The following is a 21,111-nucleotide window of genomic DNA, read 5'->3' as shown; positions in this document are numbered from 1 at the left end:
AGGAGGATGTGATGACCTTTTCAGAAACCGCCGAGCGGAACCATGAGCGCTGGTTTCCGGGCCACACGTCCACCCTGAAGGTCACCGACCCGGAGTTCATCGAGCTGTTCGACACCTTCGCCTTCGGCGAGGTGGATGCCCAGGTCCACCTGGACGACCGGACCCGCCTGATGGTCATCCTCGCGGCCTTGATCGCGGGGCAGGCGCTCGGGGAATACCAGGTCATGCTCCGGGCCGCCCTGACCGCGGGGGTGACGCCGGTCGAGGTGAAGGAGATCGTCTACCAGGCGGTGCCGTACTGCGGCATCGCCGTGGTCTTCGACTTCCTCCACGCCACCAACGAGATCCTGGCGGGCGCCGGGGTGAAGCTGCCGCTGGAAGGCCAGTCCACGACCACGCGCGAGACGCGGATGGCGCGGGGGCTGGCGCTCCAGAAGGCGATCTTCGGCGAGGCGATCGACCAGATGCGCGAGGCTGCGCCGGCCGACCAGCGCCACATCCAGGACCACCTGTCCGCCAACTGCTTCGGGGACCACTACACCCGGACGGGGCTGGACCTGCGCCTGCGGGAGCTGCTCACCTTCTCGATGCTGCTCTCGCTGCGGGGCTGCGAAGCCCAGGTGAAGGGGCACGTCCGGGGCAACCTCCAGGTCGGCAACGACCGGGCCACGCTGCTGAGTGTCGTCACGCAGCTTCTGCCCTACCTCGGCTACCCGAGGACCCTCAATGCCCTGCAGACCCTGAATGAGGTCCTGCCTGCCTCCGGACTGGCCTGAAAGGAGACAATGGTCCATGGCCCGCCTCCCCAAGCCACCCTCCTCCGACAGCCTCGAACCGGAGCCCTCCCGGCCGGACGTGGCCCGGCTCGCGGACCTGCTGAAGGCGCTCGCCCCCTACGACGGCACCTTCGAGCTGCGGCTTCCGGGGGTGCATGTCTCCCGGGCCTCCCGGGCCCACGCGGACTTCCACCACGCCGTGCAGCGGCCGGCGCTCTGCCTGGTGGCCCAGGGCGCGAAGCGGGTGATGCTGGGGCAGGAGCTCTACGAGTACGATGCCTCGCGGGTGCTGGTCTATTCCGTGGATGTCCCCGTGTCCGCCCAGGTCACCCAGGCCAGTCTGGATGCGCCCTACCTCGGCCTTCGGATCGACCTGGATCCGGCGCGGATTGCCGACCTGACGGCCAAGGTCTACCCCCTGGGCCTGCCCCGCCGGGGCGAGGGCCGCGCCATCTGCGTGGACCAGCTGGACGTCCCGGTGATCAACGCGGTGGTGCGGCTGATGGAACTGGCCTCCCGGCCCGACGAGGCGGAGCTTCTGGCCCCCCTCGTTCTCGACGAGATCCTCATCCGGCTCCTGCGGAGCCAGCTGGGCCCGCGGGTGGCGCTGATCGGCCAGGAGGAGAGCCAGCTCCACCGCGTCGCCAAGGCCGTGGCCTGGGTCCGCACCCACTTCGACCAGCCCCTGGACGTGGAGCGCCTGGCCACGCTGGTGCACATGAGCGCCTCCTCCTTCCACCAGCACTTCAAGGCCGTCACCGCCATGAGTCCCCTGCAGTACCAGAAGGCCATCCGCCTTCAGGAGGCGCGGCGCCTCATGCTGCTCACCCGCCTGGACGCCGGCACCGCCGGCCGCCGCGTGGGCTACCAGAGCCCCTCCCAGTTCGCCCGGGAGTACGGCCGCTACTTTGGCAGCGCGCCGACCAAGGATGTGGCGCGGCTGCGGGAACAGGCGGAGGGGGTGGGGGAGTGAATAGCTGAGGGTCTGGTCGAGAGGCTGGACCCAAGAAACCCTGCGCAGGAGGCCCGGCCGCATCCCCGGTGGTGGGACTCCCTCCGCATCACCCCTGCGGGGTGACGCTCCGGCCGCGCGAAAGGCTGGCACGCCGCTTTACGCCTTCGGCAGTCCCCCGGACTGCCGAAGGCTACGGCTACCTGCCAGCCTTTCAGCGACTTCAACTCCCGCCTTATCGTTTCCACCAAGCAAAAACCCCCGCAAAGCGGGGGTTTTTGCTTGGTGGAGGTGGTGGGAGTTGAACCCACGTCCAAGACATGCCGGATGGCGGCTCTTCCACAGGCTTGGTCCGCTCTTGAAACCTCCCGGCGGGGAACGGACGAGCCGCTCGGGACGTGTGCCCCCTTATCTCGGCCGCTGTCAGGGGGCGTCGCGGCGGCCTATCTGGTGCCTCCGTCCGGCAGGCCGAAGCCACCCTTTCAGAGGTTTAACGAGCCCGGTACCCAGAGATCCCGGGGACTCGCTCGGAACCTAGGTTGCCCTAGGCAGCGAGAGCCAGTTCGAAGTTATCGTTGGCAGTTTGATTTGGGCGGCTTGATAAGGGGGCCAGCCGTCCAACCCCCGCCTGCACCAGGCACCCGGATCACGACCTGTCGAAACCGGTCACCCCCGTGTGTGGTGATCACCAGATAGGGTGTGCGATTGCTCCCGCATCCGGCGCCGTCCGTCCGGCCCCCTCAAGGGCGCGAATCGAGCGGATCCTGAGTATGGGTGCGGGATGGCGGATGCACAAGAGCGCGTTCAGTGCCCCTGCTTCCGCCGGGCGGTCACGGTCTCGCCGCCAATGCCCCAGTTGTCCGTCTCCACCTCGTCGATGACGACAACGGTGGTCTGGGGGTTCTTGCCCAGCACGTCCACGAGGAGCTGGGTGGCGCCCTGGATGAGCCGGGCCTTCTGCTCGGCGGTGGCGCCTTCGCGGGTGATGCGGATGTTCACGTAGGGCATGGCGGCCTCCTGGACGTTTCCAAGATAAGCGCCTCAGCGGGGGAGGAGGGCGGCCCGCCGCAGCACGGCCCGGCTGTCCCCGTCGGCGAAGCGCCAGGGCCGGGCCTGGTCGGCCGCGGTGGCGAAGGCGATGCCCAGGCGCGGGCCCGCGAGGATCACCGTCGGGGCCGCGCCGGGCCGCAGCTCCAGTCCGCCGGGGGCCAGCAGGTCGTGGCCGTCGAAGGCCCGGTCGAGGCCCAGGGCCTGGGCCACCTTGCCCGGGCCCGCGCAGAGCTGGGGCGTGGCCTTGGCCGCACCGCGTCGCGCCAGGACGGTCTCGAGCCCGGAGACCACCTCCGCCCCGCGGATGAGCACGGCGGAGGCCTCGCCCTCGGGCCCGGTCACCACGTTCAGCATCCAGTGCACGCCGTAGCAGAAATAGAGGTAGGCCCGGCCCGGCGGGCCCCACATGGGCGCGTTACGGGCCGTGCGCCCGTGGCGGGCGTGGCTGGCGCTGTCCTCGGGGCCACCGTAGGCTTCCACCTCCGTGATGCGGAGGGTGACGTTCTCACGCACCAGCCGCATGCCCAGCAGGAGACGGGCGGCGCGGTCCACGGGCCCTTCGAGGGTCATGGCCGCAGCAGCTTCCGGGCCCGGAGGAAGGCCTCCAGCTCGGCGGCGGCGGGGCCTTCGAGGGCGCGCTCGGGCACGAGCACCGCCTGCGAGGGGCCGACGCGGAAGATCCAGAACCCGCTGCGGCGGACGACCCGGGTGAAGGCGCTCCAGGGCAGGCCGCCCTCGGTGGCCTCCGTGCTCAGGGAGAGGCCCTCGTCGTCCAGGCGCACCTCCATGGGCGGGTAGACCTGGCCGCCACGGCGCCGGCGTCCCCAGCGCAGCACCGCCTCGGGGAGGACCATCAGGAGCAGGCCGTTGAAGGCCAGGAAGAGGCCCGGACCCGGCTGCCCGGGCGTAAGCCCTGCTCGGCCGAGCCCCCCCATCAGCAGCAGGGCGCCGCACAGGACCGAGAGGGCGTACCAGAGGCGCTTGAAGGCGCGGGTGCCCCGGAGGGCCTCATCGGGCGTCAGGGTGTAGGTGGCGAGGATCTGCATGGGCGTTCCGGAAGGCTCGGGCCGCGCCTGGGGCCCGAGTAGAAGAAAAGCATTCCATCAAAACGGGCCCGCAGCGCGGGCCCGTTTATCTCTGTTCGTGGAGCGATCAGAGCCTGCCTCACACTTCATCGAAGAAGTAGGGCTTCAGCACCTGGATGCGCTCCTCGAAGTCGTCCGGGTGGATGAAGTGCAGGGCGGCGGCCACGCTGGAGAGCAGGCTGTTGCCATCCTGGGGCGTGAAGCAGAAGCCCACCACGCGGGTCTCGCTGGGCATGGTGAGGGTGCTGAGGGGGATCACGGTCTGGTTGAGGATGCGGCCGTAGTGGCCCTGGTCGCGGCCGAAGGAGAACACGGTGTTGGCGTCCTTCTTCTCGGTGATGGCGATGCGGTCGTTGGCCTTGATGCGGGCCTTGAGGCTCTCCAGCGTGGTGGGGCGCTTGAGGCGCAGGTCGAACCAGAGGCTGTGCATGTACTGGGTGGAGAGCTTGATGGCGCTGCTGAACAGGTTCAGCTCCAGGCCCTTGGTCTGGAACAGGTGGTAGGCGTCGCGGGCGTGGTGGGTGCCGAACTTGCCGTCCTTGTGGGTGCCCACCTGGGGCGCGGGGCAGAAGTCCTTCACCTGGCTGATGTCGTTGGCGCGGCGCATGCAGACGAAGCTGCCTTCCAGCAGGTTGTCGTCGCCCTCGGCCAGGGCCAGGGTGTCGATGATGCAGGAGAGGTTGTGGGTGTTGCAGCTCACGACCTGCACGTACTGGCCGCTCTTCTTGAGCACGTCGTCGTTGATGCCGCGGGCGTACATGGTGCCGAAGCCGAACTCGCTGCCCTGGGCGATGAAGCCCTTGGTGTTGTGCTCGTAGTGCGTGTAGAGCTTCTCCTTCATGTCCAGGCCCTTGGGGCTGCAGTCGATGACGACCGTGGCCTCGTTCAGGGCCTGGTCGTGGAGCATGGCGGGCTCGATGCCCCAGGACTTGAAGCCCTCCACATTGTCGGCGTCCACCACCAGCTTCGCGCCGCGACGCAGCAGGGCCTTCACCTTGGGACGGTCGCTGACGCTGTTCTTGTGGAACGTCACGTCATCGATGCCCAGTTCCTTCTTGTACTCGGTCAGCAGGCCGATCAGCGGCTCGCCGATGGTGCCCGTGCCGACCACGTGCACGATGTTCTTCTTGGACATGGGTCCTCCCTGGCCGGATTTTCGGGACGCCCCCCGGCCCAACTGAGGATTTTCCCAGGCGGCCGGAGGAAAAGCCACCCGCAAACGGCGGATGCGGACCCCTTGTGACGGGGGGCCCCTACCAACCCCTCAGTTCGTTGGCCTTCCGCACGCGGTCCAGGGCCAGGACCAGGGCCCCGGTGCGCCAGGTGCAGTGGTGCCGGTGCACCTGCTCCTCGACGTCGCGGAAGGCCTGGAGCAGGACCTTCTCCTCCTTCTCGAAGATCTCGGCCTCCTCCCAGAAGAGGTGCTGGAGGTTCTGCACCCACTCGAAGTAGGACACGGTGACGCCCCCGGCGTTGGCCAGGATGTCGGGCATCACCAGGATGCCCCGTTCCCGGAAGATCCGGTCGGCCTCGGGGGTGGTGGGGGCGTTGGCGCCCTCGACGATGAGGCTGACCTTCACGGTCGGAGCGGTGGCTTCGGTGAGCACGCCCCCGAGGGCCGCGGGGATGAGGATGTCGCCCTCCTGGGCCCAGATTTCAGCGCGATCGAAAGGCTCGCCGCCCGGGAAGCCGGCCACGGTGCCCCGATTCTGGCGCGCGTGGGCCAGGAGGGCCGTCACGTCCAGGCCCTCCTGGCGCCGGACCGCGCCGCCCAGATCGGCCACGGCCACCACGCGGGCGCCCATATCGGCGAGGAACCGGGCGCTGTGGCCGCCCACGTTGCCGAAGCCCTGGAGGATCACCCGGGCGCCCTTCAGGTCGCGGCCCAGCACGCGGGTCCAGGCCTCCCGCGCGCAGATGGCCACTCCCCGGCCGGTGGCGGCTTCGCGGCCCTGGCTGCCGCCCAGCTCCAGGGGCTTGCCGGTCACGCAGGCGGGTTGGTGACCGTTCTTCCGGCCGTATTCGTCCATGACCCAGGCCATGATCTGGGCGTTGGTGTTCAGGTCGGGGGAGATGATGTCCCGGGTGGGGCCCAGCACCATGGAGATCTTGGAGATGTAGCGGCGCGTGAGCATCTCCAGCTCGTGCAGGGACAGCCTCGAGGGATCGCACTGGATGCCCCCCTTGGCGCCGCCGAAGGGGATGTTCACCACCGCGGTCTTCCAGGTGTTGAGGCTGGCCAGGGCCCGCACATCGTCCAGGGCCAGATCCGGGTGGAAGCGGATGCCGCCCTTCTGGGGGCCGCGCACGCCGTTGTGCTGCACGCGGTAGCCCTTGAACACGCGCAGCGTCCCGTCCTCCATGCGGATGGGCATGGCCACCGTGATCTCGCGGTAGGGCGTCTTGAGCAGCTCCCGCAGCTCCTGGGAGAGCTGGAGGATGTCCGCGGCCTCGTCAAACTGCCGGTTCACGTTCTCGAAGAGGTTCATGGCTCCGGTCATGGGAACCCCCATCGGCGCCTAGCATAGCGCGCATAGCACGGCCCCGGTCGCCCGGGGCCGCGTCGGGGGAAAGAACGCCGCTACTGCTTCAGGCCCTGGAGGGAGACCAGGTAGCGCATGAAGGAGACGCCGTAGGTGCCATCGGGCTTCTTGAGGCAGCTGACGGAGAGGATCTTGTTGCCGTCGAAGCCCAGGGACATGTCCTTCACGATGGTCTGGGCACCGAACTGGCGGGCGGCCGTGTTGTCCACGATGCCCATGTGCCGCATCTTGCCCCAGGACTTGGCGGTGAGGCCCTTGGTCAGGCGGTAGATGCCGGCGTTGTAGGCCAGGCGGGCTTCCTTGACGGTGTAGTCGGGGAAGTTGACGGCATCGGGGCCGCCGGGCAGGGCATCGAGCTTGGCGGCCAGCTTCTCGTCGATGCCCAGGCCCTTCAGCTCCTCGGGGGTCAGGGTGAGGCCCAGGGCCTTGGCGTCCATGTGCATCTGCCGCGCGGAGGGGAACACCACGTCCGGCGTGATGGGCGCGATCAGCGTCACGTGCTTGTAGTCCTTCCGCACGGCCAGGTACTGCAGGTGGTAGAGGATGTCGGCGGGCTCGGTGGCGGCGGGCGGGGGCGTGGTGGGGATCTCGTCGCCGCCGCAGCTTATGAACGCAGGCACGAGGAGCAGGCTGGCAAGGGGCAGCATCAGGGTACGTCGCATCGATAGGCCTCCGGGACGGGTTGGTCTGGATGATTGTGAGGATGCAGTCTTCCCACTACGCTGCCAAGGGAAATTCATCACAATGGGATCATGTATCCCGTTGGAGTCATTGCCTTCGGCCGCCTGCGCCTGGAACCCTGCCGGGGGCTGGAGCGGCACTACCTGGACATGCTGCGCCCCTACGCCCGGCTGGAGCTGACGGAGCTGGCCGAAGGGAAGGGCGATCCGGCGCGGCAGCTCCGGGAGGAGGCGGAGCGCCTGCGGCCGAAGCTGAAGGCGGTGGCCTGCCCGGTCCTGCTCACGCCGGAAGGAAAACTCCGGGACAGCGAGGGCCTGGCCAAGTGGCTGGGTGAGCGCATGGACCGGGGTGAGAGCCTGGCCTTCGTGATCGGCAGCAGCCACGGCTTCGACCCTGGGTTCAAGGCCGAGGTGAAGGAGCAGCTCAGCCTCTCGCCCCTGACCTTCCCCCACGAGCTGAGCCGGGTGATGCTCCTGGAGCAGCTCTACCGGGCGTTCACGATCCTGCGGGGCAAGGATTATCACAAGTGAACTGAACCACCATGCCTTCAAAGGCTGTTGCTTGTCACGGAAGACACGGAAGACACGGAATTCCACGGAAAACACGGAATGGGCCGTGGCTGTCGTCGCATGGGCCCGCCCCAGGATGGAGCCCATGCCTTCCGGCTTTCTTCCGTGGCTTCCGTGACCAGCGCTTTTCTCGGCATCCTTGACGGTGGGTCTTCCCTTGTCGACATTCGCCCTTTTTCCGCCTTTGAGGGACACTGGTCCGATGGCGCATCCCATGGACCGCTACTTCGCCCCGCCGGAGGGACGGATCTTCGCGTGCTTCCCCGGCGCGGAGGACCGGCCCGGCCAGCGGCGCATGGCGGAGCTGGTCCACAACGCGGTGGTGGAGGGCGGTGCCCGCTTCCAGGCCTGGCGGGACCGGGGCGGGGAGTCCGAGGACCGGCCCGAGGCCGTCATCCAGGCGGTGGAGGCCGGCACGGGCACGGGCAAGAGCCTGGGTTACCTGGTGCCGGCCCTGGCCGCGGGGCGCCATCCCATCCTGGTGGCCACCCGCACCAAGCAGCTCCAGCGGCAGCTGCTGGAGGAGGACGTGCCCCGTGCCGCGGGCATCCTGGGCCGGCCCATCAAGGCCGTGCTGGCCAAGGGTCGCGCCAACTACCTCTGCCGCACGGCCTGGGAAGCCGTCTCCACGGATCCGCACCTGGAGTTCACCCGCGCCGACCAGCAGCTCTGGCTGGCCCTCCAGCGCTGGACCCGCGAGACCCAGGACGGCGACCGGGAGGGCCTGGGCCGCTTCGGGGAGGGCGAGTCGCCCCTGTGGGACAAGATCAACGCCCGGGCCGAGCGCTGCACGGGCCGCCAGTGCCCCCGCTTCGAGGACTGCTACCTCACGAAACTGCGGGCGGAGGTGGCCGAGGCGGACCTCATCATCGTCAACCATGCGCTGCTGCTGGCGGACCGGGTGCTGCGGGAATCCGCCTTCGGTCAGGTCCTGCCGGACGCGCCGGTGCTCATCCTCGATGAGGCCCACGACCTGGAGGAGCAGCTCACGGAGAGCTGCGCCGAGGCCTGGTCCAGCCGCGCCATGCAGCTGCTCTTCACGGACCTGCGCGACGCGGCCAAGGGTTCGGGCGCGGGCCTTCTGGCCCTGCTGGAGCCCTGGGAGCGCGCCTGGGCGGACATCCTCACCTGGGTGCCCCTGGAGAGCGGCGTGCTGCCGCTCCTGTCGCCGGGCCCGGAGATGAAGGCCCTGGCGGATGCCGTGGGCGCCTGGGTGGAGGCGGGCCATCCGCTGTGGATGGAGGCGCGGCGCCTGGCGGGGGCCGATCCCGAGAACCCGCTGTGGATGCGCCTGGCGGAGCGCGTGGGCACGGCGTTCTCGCGCATGGAGCAGATCTTCGCCCAGCCCGAGGGCTGGGTGTCCACGGTGAACCGGGAGGGTTCGCACCTCGTCCACTTCAAGTCCAATCCCGTGGACGTGCGTCCCTTCTTCCACCAGCACGTGCGTCGCGGCTTCGAGAGTGTGGTGCTGACCAGCGCCACCCTGCGGGACGGCCGGGGCTTCAACGGCCTGGGCCTGCGCCTGGGCCTCACCCGGCCCGAGGTGGAGGCCGCCGAGCACGTGGAGAGTCCCTTCGACTTCGAGGCCCAGGGCCTGCTCTTCGTCCCGCCGGACCTGCCGGAACGCCGGGCCTCCGGGGGCGGCGTGGGCGATCCCGCCTGGATCGAGGCTTCGCTCTCCGCCATGGAGCGCATGCTGCGGGCCAGCCGGGGCCGAGCGCTGCTGCTCTTCACCAGCCGCAAGATGCTGGCGGCCTTCCGCCCGCGGCTGGAGGACGCGCTGCCGGAGTTCACCTTCTTCGTGCAGGGCGACGGCCTCTCCCGCACCCAACTCCTGGACCGTTTCCGCGCCACGCCGTCGGCCGTGCTGCTGGGCCTCGCCAGCTTCTGGCAGGGCGTGGACCTGCCGGGCGATGCGCTCAGCCTCGTGGTGGTGTCCGCGCTGCCCTTCGCGCCCCCGGACGATCCCGTGCTCCAGGCGCGCATCCGCGAGGCGGATGCCCAGCGCGACGGTCTCGGCTTCATCGGCATCCAGGTGCCCCAGATGACGCTGAAGCTCAAGCAGGGCATCGGCCGCCTCATCCGCACCCGCGGCGACCGCGGCGTGGTGGCCGTACTGGATCCGCGCCTCATGCTGCCCAGCGAGGACCGCCTGGGGAAGCGCTACGCCGCCCAGGTCCGCGCGGCCCTGCCGCCCTTCCCGGTGACCCGGGACTGGGAGCGGGTGGAGGCCTTCCTGCGCCTGCTGTGAATCGGGCCCACATTCGGGCCCGATTCACAGGTAGAGACAGACTTGTTCAGTTCCCGAGTTCCGCGGGTGGCGCGGGCGGCGCCGGAGGCGCGTCCGGCACTGGGGGCGGCGGCGGGGGAAGGGGTGCAGGCTCGGGGGGCTTCGGGGCCCTGGGGGCCTTGGGTGGCTTCGGCGGGGTGGCCACCTGCTTCTGGAGCTGGTCCAGGCGCTTCTGCATGGACGTCATGGCGGACTGGAGGGCGCGGATCTCCGCCTGGGGATCGGCTTCGACGCCCGGGTGGTCGATGTGGATCTCGGGGATGTGGATGGGCGGGATGTCGATGTCCCCGGGGACCTCCACGAGCATGTCCTCCTCATCGGGGCCCACGAAGGTCCAGGTACCACCCTCGCCCTTCTTCGCGCCACGCACCTTCACGCGCTTCTCGATGACCTCCTTGCCGTCCACCCGCTTGCGGATCACGACGGTGCCGGGGCCCACGTCCTCGGTGAGGATCTCCACATCCTTCCCGGCTTCGCCCTTCTTCCGGATCACCTCCATCCGCACCTTCCGGCGCTCGGCCCGGGCCTTCTCGATGTCAGCTCGCGCCTTGTCGATGTCGGCGCGGACCTTGGCGCGCTCTTCGGGGCTCAGCTCCGGGAGGCGATCCAGGTCCTTCAGGTGCGCGTCGAGGTTCTTCAGATGGGTATCGAGTTCGCGGGTCTGGGTATCCAGGTGCCGGGTGCGGATCTCGATGCGGCGGGCCTTGTCGCCGGCCTTCTGGGCCTTGGCGGCGTCCTTCACGGCCTCGCGCAGCCAGGCCTCGCCTTCGGCGTCCAGGGGCTGCGCCTTTCCGTCCACTGTGTAGGTGCGCTGACCCTTGGAGGCGCTGTAGGCGCGGGTCTTCCCGGCCTTCTTCTCCTCCACGCGGAAGCTGCCGTCGCCGGGGACGGTCACGGGCTCCTTGGCGGCGGCATCGAGCTGCACGTCGCCCTTCATCTGGAGGTCCAGCTTGCGGTCGCCGTCGATGACCTTCATGCGGGTGGCCGGCTCGGCCTTGGGGGTGGATTCCTTTCCCTGGTTCTGGAGGACCACACCGGCGCCCAGGAGGGAGGCGGCCAGGAGGGTCAGGGCCGCGGCCCGGGCGGCGTTGGAGGCGGGCAGAGAGGGCTGGAGCAAGTGGCGGACGCGGTGCATGAGGGAACCTCCGTTGGCGGCCAGGGCCAGGTGGGGGGCAGGGGACGCGGCCTCGCGCAGGGCCTCCAGATCGGTGAGGGCGCGGGCCAGGAGCAGGGGATCACCGCAGAGGGCGGCGGCCACGTCGTCGCAGCAGAGCTCGCGCTCGTGCCGGATGCGGGCCGACAGCCACCACACGGCGGGGTGGTAGAAGAGGGCGACCTCCACCAGGGACTGGAGCAGGTTCACCAGGAAGTCGCCCCGGCGGATGTGGGCCAGCTCGTGGGCGAGGATGGCCTCCAGCTGCTGGGGCGCGAGACCTGCCAGAGCGCAGGCGGGCAGCAGGATGACGGGGCGCAGCCAGCCCAGGGCCGTGGGCACCTCCACCGCGGCGGACCGGAGCAGGCGCACGGTTCGGGAGAGCTTCAGCTCCCGGCAGAGCCGGGACAGCACCAGGTGCCACTCCGCGGGGGCCGGGGTGGTCCCCTGCTGGCGCAAGCGCTGCACGCGGGCCCAGCCACCGAGGAAGCGGGCGGAGAGCAGGACCACGCCCAGGGCCCAGGCGCCCAGCAGCCAGGGCAGGGCGGGATCCAGGGCCATCTTCAGCCGCAGGGGCAGCGGCGCGTCCGGGATCAGGATCCCGGAGGCTTCGGCTCCCAGGCGCAAGGGCTCCGCCAGGGCGGCCTGGCGCTGGAGGAACAGGAAGGTGGCCACCGGCGCCGCGGCCATGAGGAGGAGGGCGGCGCAGGCCACGCCATAGCGGGCCCGGGCGCTGGCGCCCCGCAGCAGGGCCAGGGCCAACCAGGCCAGCAGGCCCAGGGCGACGCCCTGCCACAGGAAATGGAGCAGGCTCCAGCCCAGGGCCTGGGCCCAGGGCTCGCGGACGACAGAGAGCAGGGGATTCATCGCTTCCCTCCTTCGGCCTGGTCGAGCAGTTTCCGGATCTCCGCCAGCTCCTCGCGGCTGGCCCGGCGGGTGGCCAGGGCCTGCATGACGAGGCTCAAGGAGGAGCCCCCGAAGGCCTTGTCTAGCAGGTCGTCCAGCAGGTGCCGCTGGGTCTGGACCTGGGTCTCGCGGGCGGAGAAGACATGGGTCCGGTCCGTGACGTCCCGCGCCACCAGGCCCTTCTCATCCATGATCTGGAGCATCTTCAGCACGGTGGTGTAGCCCAGCTCCCGCTCCGAGGACAGCACCTCGAAGACCTGCCGCACCGTGCTGGGCCCCCGCTCCCAGAGCACCCGGAGGATGGCGAGCTCGGCGTCGGTGGGCCTGGGGGCAGAGGTCATGGGAAGGGGCTCCGGAAGGGGGATGCGGAAAAGATACGACAAGTTTCGTAGTAGTCAACGAAGATTGTCGTACTTGGTTTAGTCCCCGGCTGAAAAACCGTCTCTCCATTTCCTGGGCCCTCGCCCATCCGGGGCCCGGCGGTATGCTGGCCGTCCCGATCGAGGAGCCCCATGCCGCTTCCTGCCGCCCTGCGCCCGACCCCTCCTGTCTCCGGCGCCGCATGGCGGAACGCGCCCTCGGCCCTGGGCCGCATCCTCCTCCTGGCGCTGGGCCTGGTGCTGGGGGCCGGACTCCGGGCCCAAGTGCCTGTCCGCGATGCCGCGGACCTCCGGAAGCAGCTGGATCGCCTCCAGACCGTGGGCAGCGTCCTCTACATCGCAGCCCACCCGGATGACGAGAACACCGCCGTGCTGGCCACCCTGTCCAAGGGGCGCAACCTCCGCACGGCCTACCTGGCCATCACCCGGGGCGGGGGCGGACAGAACCTCATCGGCCCGGAACTGGGCGACGGCCTCGCGGCCATCCGCACCCAGGAGCTGCTGGCCGCGCGGCGCATCGACGGGGCCGAGCAGTACTTCACCTCGGCGGTGGACTTCGGGTTCTCCAAGACGGCGGAGGAGAGCATGCGGATGTGGGGCCACGAGCGGGTCCTCGCCGAGGTGGTGCGGACCGTCCGCGCTTTCCGGCCGGATGTCATCCTCACGCGGTTTCCGCCCGATGCGCGGGCAGGGCACGGCCACCACGCCGCCTCGGCCCTGCTGGCCATCGAGGCCTTCAAGGCTGCGGCGGAGCCGGCCCGCTTCCCGGAACAGATCGCGGCCGGCCTCCGCCCCTGGCAGGCCACGCGGCTGCTGTGGAACCACTACCTCTTCACCGATGAGGCCCCTGCGCCGCCGCTCGGAGGCCTGACCCTGGATGTCGGCGCCTACGATCCCCTGCTGGGGCGATCGTACGGCGAACTGGCCGCCGAGAGCCGCAGCCAGCACCGCAGCCAGGGCTTCGGCGTGCTGGCCCAGCGGGGCCGGCGGCTGGAAACCTTCGAGCGGCTGGAGGGCCGACCCGCGACGGCGGACCTCTTCGAGGGAATCGACCTCACCTGGTCCCGCTTCCGGGGGACCCGCGACGTCGCCGCCCTCCTGCGCGAGGCCCGCGAGGGCTTCCGGCCGGAGCACCCCGCCAGCGTCCTGCCGCCGCTGATCCGCGCCCGGCAGGCCCTTCGCGCGTTGCCGGCCGAGACTTTGTCTGAGCCCCTGATTCAGGCCAAGGCCGCGGAGCTGGAGGACGCGATCCGCGCGGCGGCCGGGCTCTGGGTGGAAGCCATCGCCGACCGCCAACGTCTGGCGCCCGGCGACCGGCTCACGGTGCATGCCGCCCTGCTGGCGCGCGGCGGCGCTTCCCTGACCCTCGACGCCCTCGCGCTGGAATCGGTCCGGCCGGAGGGAAGCCGCGTCCTGGACTCCCGGAAGGAGGGAGCGGTCCTGCTCGACAATGCGCCCCGGAAGGTCGCCTTCTCTTTCACCGTGCCGGCGGATACGCCCCTTAGCCAGCCGCACTGGCTGGGAGGGCCGGGCGCGGAGGCCTGGGCGGGCCTGCCGGAATCCCCGGCGCCCTTCCGCCTCCGGGCCCGACTGAAGACTTCCGACGGCCCCTTCGAGGTCACGGTGCCCGTGCAGTACCGGTTCAGGGATCCGGTCCTGGGCGAGCGGTACCAGCCGCTGGCGGTGGTGCCGGCCGCGCTCGTGAGCTTCGCCGACTCCGTCCTGGCCTTTGAGACGCCGGCTGCGAAGGAGGTGCGCCTCCAGGTGCTGGCCGGCGGTGCGGCCGCCTCCGGACGCGTGCGCCTCCGGGTGCCCGCGGGCTGGGCGGTGGATCCGTCTGAGCAGGCCTTCGCCCTGGCCCAGGCCGGCGAGAAGAAGGAGCTGAGCTTCCACGTCACGCCGCCGGCCTCGGCCGCGTCCGGCGAGCTCCGCGCCGAGGTGGACCTGGGCGCTGGCTTCACGGGCGCCCGCAGCCTCGTGGTGGTGGACCACCCGCACATCCCCCTGCAGACCCTGCTCCCCGAGGCGCGCGTGCGCCTGGAGCGCTTCGACCTGAAGCACGACGGCCGCCGCATCGGCTACGTGATGGGCGCGGGGGACGAGATCCCCCGCGCCCTGCGGCGCATCGGCTACGAGGTGGAGCTCCTCACGGACGAGGCCCTGGCCCGGGAGGACCTCGGGCGCTTCGACGCCCTCGTGCTGGGCGTCCGCGCGTTCAACACCCGCCCGGCCCTCCAGACCCTCAAGGAGCGGCTCCACGCCTATGTGGCCGCGGGTGGCACCGAGCTGGTGCTCTACACCGTGAACACGGGCATCCCGGGGATCAACGCCGCCATGGTCACGGAGGCCATCGGTCCCTATCCCTTCAAGGTGGGCCGGAAGCGCGTCACCGTGGAGACGGTGCCGGTCCACCTCCTGAAGCCCGACCATCCTGTGTTCCACTGGCCCAATGAGATCACGGCGGCGGACTTCGACGGCTGGGTGCAGGAGCGCAGCCTCTACCATGCCGAAGGCTGGGATGCCCGCTACATGCCCCTGCTGGGCATGGCGGATCCCGGCGAGACCGAGGACGCCGGGGCCCTGATCGTGGCGCGGCACGGGAAGGGGCACTACGTGTACACGGGGCTCTCCTTCTTCCGCCAGCTGCCGGACGGGGTGCCTGGCGCCACCCGACTCTTCGCCAACCTGCTGGCCCTGGGGCACGCCCATGACTGACGCCCCGCCCCTCCTGGGCACCTGGAAGCGCCTCTACCTGATGGTTCTCGGCGAGCTGCTGCTCTGCATCCTGGGCCTTCGCCTCCTCGCCTGGGCCTTCTCATGAGCCGGCTCGACTGGCTCGTTCTCGGCGGCGCCCTGCTGGCTGTCGTGTGCTGGGGCCTCTACAAGGGCCGCGGCGCCACCTCGGGCGAAGCCTACATCGGCGGCGGGCGCGACCATCGCTGGTGGCTCATCGGCCTCTCCATCATCGCGACGCAGATGAGCGCCATCACCTTCCTCTCCACGCCGGGCTTGGCCTACGTGGACGGCATGCGCTTCGTGCAGTTCTACTTCGGCCTGCCGCTGGCCGCCATCGTGCTCTCGATGACGGCCCTTCCCCTCTACCACCGCCTGAAGGTCTCCACCGCCTACGAGATCCTGGAGGCCCGCTTCGACCTGAAGACCCGGCTCCTCGCCGCCGGCCTCTTCCTGATCCAGCGCAGCCTCTCGGTGGGCATCACGATCTTCGCGCCGGCCCTGGTCCTCTCGGTGCTGCTGGGCTGGAGCATCCACGCCAATATCCTGCTGGTGGGCGTGCTGGTCATGACCTACACGGTGGTGGGCGGCACCCGGGCCGTGGCCTGGGCGCACAGCTCGCAGATGGTGATCATCGCCTTCGGGATGATCCTGGCGGGCGTGATGACCGTCCACCGCCTGCCCGCCCACGTGAGTCTCGGCGATGCCCTGCATGTGGCGGGAGGGCTCGGGCGGCTGAACGCCGTCGACCTGCGCTTCGACCTGAACAACCGCTACAACCTGTGGTCGGGCCTCATCGGGGGCTTCTTCCTCATGCTCTCCTACTTCGGTACGGACCAGTCCCAGGTGCAGCGCTACCTCGCGGGCAGCTCGCTCACCCAGGGGCGCCTCGGCCTCCTGCTGAACGGCATGGTCAAGGTGCCGCTGCAGTTCCTCATCCTGCTGCTGGGCGTGATGGTCTTCGCGTTCTACCAGTTCCACGCGCCGCCGCTCTTCTTCAACCCGGGCCCCGTGAAGCAGGTCCTGGCGGGTCCGGACGCCCCGGCCTACCGCGCCCTGGAGGCGGACTACGCCCGCGCCCGCGACATCCAGCGCCAGCGGGCCGAGGCTTTCGTGGCCGCCCGGCACGCCGGGGACGCGGGGACGATCGCTGACGCCAAGCGGCAGCTCCAGCAGGCGCAGGCGGGCAGCGAGTCGGTGCGGCAGAAGGGGCTGGCCCTCATCGAGAAGGCCAATCCGGGCACCCATCCCAGCGACGTCAACTACATCTTCCTCGCCTACGTGCTGAGCAGCCTGCCCGCCGGGCTGGTGGGTCTGGTGCTCGCCGCTGTGTTCTCCGGTTCCATGTCCTCCATGTCCGGCGAGATCAGCGCTCTGGGCGCGACCACGGTGGTGGACTTCTGGCGCCGCCTCATCGGCGGTAGCCGCGGCACGCGCGAGGTTTGGGTGGGCCGCGCCGCCACCTTCGGCTGGGGCTGCTTCGGCATGGCCTTCGCCGAGTACGCCGCCCGCCTGGGCTCCCTCATCGAGGCGGTGAACATCCTCGGGTCGCTGTTCTACGGCACCATCCTCGGCATCTTCATCACGGCCTTCTACGTGAAGCGGGCCCACGGCGGCACGGCGTTCTACGCGGCCCTGGCGGCCGAGGCCGCCGTCCTGCTCTGCTTCGCGTTCACCTCCATCTCCTTCCTCTGGTACAACGTGGTCGGCTGCGTGGCGGTGGTGGGACTCGCGTATGCGTTCAGCTTCCTTCAGCCATCGGCCGAGGCACCGGGAGGCCCGCTCGAAACCGCGTGACCTCATCGGTGGAAGGACTACACTACTGGCCCTGGAGGATTCCGCCATGGCGCAGATCGAATCCACTCCCGCGTTCGTGAAGGCCGTCTACGACCGCATGGCCGCCAACCTGAAGGCGGTGCGCCAGCGTCTGAACCGGCCCCTCTCCCTGGCCGAGAAGATCGTCTATGGCCACCTCGATGCTCCGGAGGCGGCCGAGATCATCCGGGGGAAGAGCTACCTGGAGCTGCGCCCGGACCGCGTGGCCATGCAGGACGCCACCGCCCAGATGGCCCTCCTCCAGTTCATGACCTCGGGGCTGCCCGAGGTGGCCGTGCCCTCCACGGTCCACTGCGACCACCTCATCCAGGCCGAGGTGGGCTCCGGGCCGGACTTGGCCCGGGCCAACACGGAGAACCAGGAGGTCTATGACTTCCTCTCGTCGGTGTGCGACAAGTACGGCCTGGGCTTCTGGCGCCCGGGCAGCGGCATCATCCACCAGGTCGTGCTGGAGAACTACGCCTTCCCCGGCGGCCTCATGATCGGCACGGACTCGCACACGCCCAACGCGGGCGGATTGGGCATGGTGGCCATCGGCGTGGGCGGGGCGGACGCCGTGGATGTCATGGCGGGCCTGCCCTGGGAGCTGAAGGCCCCCAAGCTCGTCGGCGTGAAGCTCACGGGCGCTTTCCGCGGCTGGACCTCCCCCAAGGACGTCATCCTCAAGCTGGCGGGCATCCTCACGGTGAAGGGCGGCACCGGCGCCATCGTGGAGTACTTCGGCCCCGGCGTGGACGCCATCTCCTGCACGGGCATGGGCACCATCTGCAACATGGGTGCCGAGATCGGCGCCACCACCAGCCTCTTCCCCTTCAACCACCGCATGGCGGACTACCTTCGGGCCACGGGCCGTGGCGAGATCGCGGCGCTGGCCGAGGGCTTCGCAGACCATCTGAAAGCCGACGAAGGCTGCGCCTACGACCAGGTGGTGGAGATCGACCTCAGCACGCTGGAACCTCACATCAACGGCCCCTTCACGCCGGACCTGGCCTGGCCCCTGTCGAAGTTCGCCGCCGCCGTGAAGGAGAAGGGTTATCCGGAAGAGCTGAAGGTGGGCCTCATCGGCAGCTGCACCAACTCCAGCTACGAGGACATGGAGCGGGCCGCCAATGTGGCGAAGCAGGCCCTGGACCACGGCGTGAAGGCCAAGTCCACCTTCACCATCACGCCGGGCAGCGAGCAGATCCGCGCCACCATCGCGCGCGATGGGCAGATGGCGATCTTCACGCAGGTGGGCGGCACGGTGCTGGCCAACGCCTGCGGGCCCTGCATCGGCCAGTGGAAGCGCCACGACATCCAGAAGGGCGAACGGAATTCCATCATCACGAGCTTCAACCGCAACTTCGCGGCTCGGAACGACGCCAACCCCGAGACTTGCGCCTTCGTGGCCTCGCCGGAGATCGTCACCGCCTTCGCCCTGGCGGGCCGCCTCACCTTCAACCCCGAGACGGACACCCTCACCGGAGCGGACGGCAAGCCCTTCAAGCTCCAGCCGCCCAGCGGCGACAGCCTCCCGAAGAAGGGCTACAACCCCGGCCAGGCCACGTACCAGGCGCCGCCCTCGGACCGGCACCGCATCGAGGTGAAGATCGATCCCGCCAGCCAGCGCCTCCAGAAGCTGGAGCCCTTCCAGGCCTGGGAAGGGAAGGACCTGGCGGACCTGCGCATCCTCATCAAGGCCCAGGGCAAGTGCACTACCGACCACATCTCTGCCGCCGGGCCCTGGCTGCGGTTCCGGGGGCACCTGGACAACATCAGCAACAACCTCCTCATCGGCGCCACCAACGCCTTCAGCGGCTCCGTCAACCGGGTGAAGAACCAGCTCACCGGCGCCACGGACGAAGTGCCCAAGGTGGCCCGGGCCTACAAGGCCGCCGGCATCGGCTGGGTGGTCATCGGCGACGAGAACTACGGCGAAGGCTCCAGCCGCGAGCATGCGGCCATGGAGCCCCGGCACCTGGGCGGCCGCGCCATCATCGTGAAGAGCTTCGCCCGCATCCACGAGACGAACCTCAAGAAGCAGGGCATGCTTCCACTGACCTTTGCGGACAGCAAGGACTACGACAAGCTCCTGGAGGACGACCGCCTCTCCATCCAAGGGCTGACCACCTTCGCGCCCGGCAAGCCCCTCACCCTGGTGGCCACGCATGCGGATGGCCGCGAGGACCGGATCATGCTGAACCACACCTTCAACGAAGGCCAGATCGCCTGGTTTAAGGCCGGCTCGGCCCTGAACCTCATGGGCAGGGCCCGGGGGTAGCCCCGTTCAGGCAGTTCGCCGCCCGAAGCGGGGCATGTTCCAGCCGAAGCGCAGCGACAGGTAGCGCAATCCGAAGCAGGCCAGGAGGCCGGGCCAGGTGGCCCAGGCCGGACTCGCGTGGAAGTGGTGCGCCAGCACCACCAGCAGCGACCCCAGCAGGGCGGCGGAGGCGTAGATTTCCCGCTCCAGCACCACCGCCACCCGGCTGAGCAGCATGTCGCGGAGGATGCCACCGCCCACGGCGGTCATCATCCCCAGGAGGACAGCGGTCTCGGCATTGCGACCCATCCCCAGCGCCTTCTGGGTGCCGGCCACGGCGAACATGGCCATGCCCAGCGCGTCGAAGAGGAGCACCGGGTAGCGCAGGCGCCGCACCCAGCCGTAGGCGCCGATGGTGGCCAGGGCGCCCAGGGTGGCGCAGGCCAGGTAGCGCCAGTCCGCCAGGCCCACAGGGGGCAGGGCGCCCAGGCAGAGGTCGCGCACGATGCCGCCGCCGCAGGCCGTGACGAAGGCCAGGGCCACGATGCCGAACAGGTCCAGGTCCCGCTGCCGGGCCGCCGCGGCGCCGCTGATGGCGAAGACGAAGATGCCCGCCAGGTCGAGGAACTCGAAGATCGCGCGCTCAGGCATGGGGGGTGGACTCCCCATCGCAGAGCCAGGCCCCGGCCGCCGCCAGCATGGCCTGGAGGCCCGTTTTCAGGGTGGGATGCAGCACGGGCGCGTACCGCGACGAGTGGTTGCTGGGGATGCGGTTGATCTGCCCCTCGGCTTTCGCCTTGGCGTAGACCTCAGGATCGGTGCCGCCCACAATCCAGAACACGTAGGGCGTCTTCCAGGCCCGGCCGAAGAGGCTGAAGTCCTCGCTGGCCGCGGCGGGCGCCGTCTCGTAGGCCCGCTCGCCGAACTGGGCCTGGAAGGCCTTCGTCACCCGGGCCGTGGCGATGGCGTCGTTCACCGTCATGGGATAGCTGTTCAGGGGGGTGAACTCGGGGTCTCTCGGGGCGTTCGAGGCCGCGCACTCCGCGCAGCAGATCCGCTTCACCGCGGAAAGGACATGGTCGCGGACGCCCTCGTCGTAGGTGCGGATGTTCAGCTTGAGGGTGGCGTCCTCGGGGATGATGTTCTCCTTGGTGCCGGCCTGGAGCGAGCCGATGGTCAGCACCGCGCTGTCCAGCGGCCCCACCTCGCGGGATACGATGGTCTGGAGGCGCAGGACCGTGGAGGCCGCCATCACCACCGGGTCGATGGAGGTCTGGGGCTGGGAGCCGTGGGAGCCCCGCCCGAAGAGCCGGACTTTGAGGCTGTCGCCGGCGGAGAGGATGGTGCCGCTGCGCGTGCCCACGGTGCCGGCTGCTCCCACCATGACGTGCTGGCCCAGGATGACGTCGGGGCGAGGGAAGCGCGTGGTCATGCCGTCATCCACCATGGCCCGGGCGCCTCGGGCGACCTCTTCGCCCGGCTGGAACACGGCCAGGAGGGTTCCCTTCCACAGATCCCGGTGCTGGCTGAGCGCCTGGGCCGCGCCCATGAGCCAGGTCACGTGCAGGTCGTGGCCGCAGGCGTGGGACACGCCCACGTCCGCGCCCTCGTCGTTCGTGGCCCGGACCGCGCTCGCGTAGGGCAGGCCCGTGGCCTCCGTGACGGGCAGGGCGTCCATGTCCGCCCGCAGCATCACCGTAGGCCCAGGCCCGTTGCGCAGGAGTCCCACCACCCCTGTGCCACCCACCCCGGCGGTCACCTCGAAGCCGTGCTTGGCCAGGTGCTCGGCCGCCAGCTTCGCGGTGCGCACCTCCTGCATGGACAGCTCCGGGTGGCGGTGGAGGTCCTGGTAGATCGTCTCCAGCTCCGGCAGGAGCGCGTCCAGGTGGGGATCGAGCAGCTTGGCCAGCGGGTCCAT

Annotated in this window: 17 protein-coding genes and 1 other RNA gene; 7 read left to right on the top strand and 11 right to left on the bottom strand. The window is 69.9% G+C overall.

Annotation, left to right across the window (positions count from 1 at the left end):
• Positions 1 to 11: 11 nt before the first annotated feature.
• Together MLE64_RS11745 and MLE64_RS11740 are read left to right on the top strand one after the other, a co-directional pair.
• Positions 12 to 776, top strand: a complete 765-nt coding sequence (locus MLE64_RS11745; RefSeq protein WP_243317904.1) for a carboxymuconolactone decarboxylase family protein — start codon at positions 12 to 14, stop codon at positions 774 to 776.
• 16 nt (positions 777 to 792) lie between these two features.
• Complete coding sequence (locus MLE64_RS11740; protein ID WP_243317903.1) at positions 793 to 1,749, top strand: AraC family transcriptional regulator; 957 nt, start codon at positions 793 to 795, stop codon at positions 1,747 to 1,749.
• Between the two features lie 262 nt (positions 1,750 to 2,011).
• Here the strand turns inward: MLE64_RS11740 and ssrA are convergent.
• From ssrA to MLE64_RS11705, 7 genes are all read right to left on the bottom strand, one after another.
• Positions 2,012 to 2,402, bottom strand: a transfer-messenger RNA (tmRNA) gene (gene ssrA / locus MLE64_RS11735).
• 130 nt (positions 2,403 to 2,532) lie between these two features.
• Positions 2,533 to 2,736 (bottom strand): tautomerase family protein, encoded by a 204-nt coding sequence (locus MLE64_RS11730; protein WP_243295132.1) that lies wholly within the window; start codon positions 2,734 to 2,736, stop codon positions 2,533 to 2,535.
• A gap of 33 nt (positions 2,737 to 2,769) precedes the next feature.
• Complete coding sequence (locus MLE64_RS11725; protein WP_243317902.1) at positions 2,770 to 3,348, bottom strand: DNA-3-methyladenine glycosylase; 579 nt, start codon at positions 3,346 to 3,348, stop codon at positions 2,770 to 2,772.
• On the bottom strand, positions 3,345 to 3,824 hold the full coding sequence (locus MLE64_RS11720; RefSeq protein ID WP_243317901.1) for a YcxB family protein: 480 nt from the start codon (positions 3,822 to 3,824) through the stop codon (positions 3,345 to 3,347). Before MLE64_RS11720 ends, MLE64_RS11725 begins: the two co-directional genes overlap by 4 nt.
• A gap of 118 nt (positions 3,825 to 3,942) precedes the next feature.
• Positions 3,943 to 4,998 (bottom strand): hypothetical protein, encoded by a 1,056-nt coding sequence (locus MLE64_RS11715; RefSeq protein WP_243295129.1) that lies wholly within the window; start codon positions 4,996 to 4,998, stop codon positions 3,943 to 3,945.
• A gap of 118 nt (positions 4,999 to 5,116) precedes the next feature.
• Positions 5,117 to 6,352 (bottom strand): Glu/Leu/Phe/Val family dehydrogenase, encoded by a 1,236-nt coding sequence (locus MLE64_RS11710; RefSeq protein WP_423748257.1) that lies wholly within the window; start codon positions 6,350 to 6,352, stop codon positions 5,117 to 5,119.
• A gap of 92 nt (positions 6,353 to 6,444) precedes the next feature.
• Positions 6,445 to 7,068 (bottom strand): hypothetical protein, encoded by a 624-nt coding sequence (locus MLE64_RS11705; protein WP_243317899.1) that lies wholly within the window; start codon positions 7,066 to 7,068, stop codon positions 6,445 to 6,447.
• A gap of 90 nt (positions 7,069 to 7,158) precedes the next feature.
• Here MLE64_RS11705 and MLE64_RS11700 point away from each other — a divergent pair, with 90 nt between their 5' ends.
• Both MLE64_RS11700 and MLE64_RS15825 read left to right on the top strand, forming a co-directional pair.
• Complete coding sequence (locus tag MLE64_RS11700) at positions 7,159 to 7,617, top strand: 23S rRNA (pseudouridine(1915)-N(3))-methyltransferase RlmH (RefSeq protein WP_243317898.1); 459 nt, start codon at positions 7,159 to 7,161, stop codon at positions 7,615 to 7,617.
• A 241-nt stretch (positions 7,618 to 7,858) separates the two neighbouring features.
• Positions 7,859 to 9,907, top strand: coding sequence for an ATP-dependent DNA helicase (locus MLE64_RS15825; RefSeq protein WP_279343067.1), 2,049 nt, complete (start codon positions 7,859 to 7,861; stop codon positions 9,905 to 9,907).
• Between the two features lie 46 nt (positions 9,908 to 9,953).
• Here the strand turns inward: MLE64_RS15825 and MLE64_RS11685 are convergent, their stop codons facing one another.
• The gene (locus MLE64_RS11685; RefSeq protein WP_243317897.1) at positions 9,954 to 11,966 is read right to left on the bottom strand and encodes a M56 family metallopeptidase; all 2,013 of its coding nucleotides are present in this window, start codon (positions 11,964 to 11,966) and stop codon (positions 9,954 to 9,956) included.
• Positions 11,963 to 12,346 carry a BlaI/MecI/CopY family transcriptional regulator gene (locus MLE64_RS11680; RefSeq protein ID WP_243295119.1) on the bottom strand — a complete coding sequence of 128 codons (384 nt, stop codon included), beginning with the start codon at positions 12,344 to 12,346 and terminating at the stop codon, positions 11,963 to 11,965. The genes MLE64_RS11685 and MLE64_RS11680 overlap by 4 nt, the downstream gene beginning before the upstream one ends.
• 171 nt (positions 12,347 to 12,517) lie before the next feature.
• Between MLE64_RS11680 and MLE64_RS11675 the strand changes: the two genes are divergently transcribed.
• The 3 genes from MLE64_RS11675 to MLE64_RS11665 all read left to right on the top strand — a co-directional run bounded on the left by MLE64_RS11675 (position 12,518) and on the right by MLE64_RS11665 (position 19,214).
• On the top strand, positions 12,518 to 15,100 hold the full coding sequence (locus MLE64_RS11675; protein ID WP_243317896.1) for a PIG-L family deacetylase: 2,583 nt from the start codon (positions 12,518 to 12,520) through the stop codon (positions 15,098 to 15,100).
• 102 nt (positions 15,101 to 15,202) lie between these two features.
• Positions 15,203 to 16,915 (top strand): sodium:solute symporter family protein, encoded by a 1,713-nt coding sequence (locus MLE64_RS11670; protein ID WP_243317895.1) that lies wholly within the window; start codon positions 15,203 to 15,205, stop codon positions 16,913 to 16,915.
• A 46-nt stretch (positions 16,916 to 16,961) separates the two neighbouring features.
• Positions 16,962 to 19,214 (top strand): aconitate hydratase, encoded by a 2,253-nt coding sequence (locus MLE64_RS11665; protein ID WP_279343066.1) that lies wholly within the window; start codon positions 16,962 to 16,964, stop codon positions 19,212 to 19,214.
• A gap of 6 nt (positions 19,215 to 19,220) precedes the next feature.
• Here MLE64_RS11665 and MLE64_RS11660 read toward each other — a convergent pair whose 3' ends face one another.
• Both MLE64_RS11660 and MLE64_RS11655 read right to left on the bottom strand, forming a co-directional pair.
• Positions 19,221 to 19,844: a trimeric intracellular cation channel family protein gene (locus MLE64_RS11660; protein ID WP_243317894.1), complete on the bottom strand. Its 624-nt coding sequence runs from the start codon at positions 19,842 to 19,844 to the stop codon at positions 19,221 to 19,223.
• Positions 19,837 to 21,111, bottom strand: coding sequence for a M20 family metallopeptidase (locus tag MLE64_RS11655; protein WP_243317893.1), 1,275 nt, complete (start codon positions 21,109 to 21,111; stop codon positions 19,837 to 19,839). The genes MLE64_RS11660 and MLE64_RS11655 overlap by 8 nt, the downstream gene beginning before the upstream one ends.

It is taken from the genome of Geothrix paludis (assembly GCF_022808815.1).
In the GTDB taxonomy this organism is placed as follows: domain Bacteria; phylum Acidobacteriota; class Holophagae; order Holophagales; family Holophagaceae; genus Geothrix; species Geothrix paludis.
The sequence above is the reverse complement of the archived record's forward strand: the minus strand, read 5'-3'. Positions and strand labels throughout refer to the sequence as shown.

Excerpts from the sequence above, each read along its gene's own strand:
- MLE64_RS11745 (WP_243317904.1), top strand. The coding sequence starts at position 12 with ATGACCTTTTCAGAAACCGCCGAGCGGAACCATGAGCGCTGGTTTCCG.
- MLE64_RS11740 (WP_243317903.1), top strand. The coding sequence starts at position 793 with ATGGCCCGCCTCCCCAAGCCACCCTCCTCCGACAGCCTCGAACCGGAG.
- MLE64_RS11730 (WP_243295132.1), bottom strand. The coding sequence starts at position 2,736 with ATGCCCTACGTGAACATCCGCATCACCCGCGAAGGCGCCACCGCCGAG.
- MLE64_RS11725 (WP_243317902.1), bottom strand. The coding sequence starts at position 3,348 with ATGACCCTCGAAGGGCCCGTGGACCGCGCCGCCCGTCTCCTGCTGGGC.
- MLE64_RS11720 (WP_243317901.1), bottom strand. The coding sequence starts at position 3,824 with ATGCAGATCCTCGCCACCTACACCCTGACGCCCGATGAGGCCCTCCGG.
- MLE64_RS11715 (WP_243295129.1), bottom strand. The coding sequence starts at position 4,998 with ATGTCCAAGAAGAACATCGTGCACGTGGTCGGCACGGGCACCATCGGC.
- MLE64_RS11710 (WP_423748257.1), bottom strand. The coding sequence starts at position 6,352 with ATGAACCTCTTCGAGAACGTGAACCGGCAGTTTGACGAGGCCGCGGAC.
- MLE64_RS11705 (WP_243317899.1), bottom strand. The coding sequence starts at position 7,068 with ATGCGACGTACCCTGATGCTGCCCCTTGCCAGCCTGCTCCTCGTGCCT.
- MLE64_RS11700 (WP_243317898.1), top strand. The coding sequence starts at position 7,159 with ATGTATCCCGTTGGAGTCATTGCCTTCGGCCGCCTGCGCCTGGAACCC.
- MLE64_RS15825 (WP_279343067.1), top strand. The coding sequence starts at position 7,859 with ATGGCGCATCCCATGGACCGCTACTTCGCCCCGCCGGAGGGACGGATC.
- MLE64_RS11685 (WP_243317897.1), bottom strand. The coding sequence starts at position 11,966 with ATGAATCCCCTGCTCTCTGTCGTCCGCGAGCCCTGGGCCCAGGCCCTG.
- MLE64_RS11680 (WP_243295119.1), bottom strand. The coding sequence starts at position 12,346 with ATGACCTCTGCCCCCAGGCCCACCGACGCCGAGCTCGCCATCCTCCGG.
- MLE64_RS11675 (WP_243317896.1), top strand. The coding sequence starts at position 12,518 with ATGCCGCTTCCTGCCGCCCTGCGCCCGACCCCTCCTGTCTCCGGCGCC.
- MLE64_RS11670 (WP_243317895.1), top strand. The coding sequence starts at position 15,203 with ATGAGCCGGCTCGACTGGCTCGTTCTCGGCGGCGCCCTGCTGGCTGTC.
- MLE64_RS11665 (WP_279343066.1), top strand. The coding sequence starts at position 16,962 with ATGGCGCAGATCGAATCCACTCCCGCGTTCGTGAAGGCCGTCTACGAC.
- MLE64_RS11660 (WP_243317894.1), bottom strand. The coding sequence starts at position 19,844 with ATGCCTGAGCGCGCGATCTTCGAGTTCCTCGACCTGGCGGGCATCTTC.
- MLE64_RS11655 (WP_243317893.1), bottom strand. The coding sequence starts at position 21,111 with ATGGACCCGCTGGCCAAGCTGCTCGATCCCCACCTGGACGCGCTCCTG.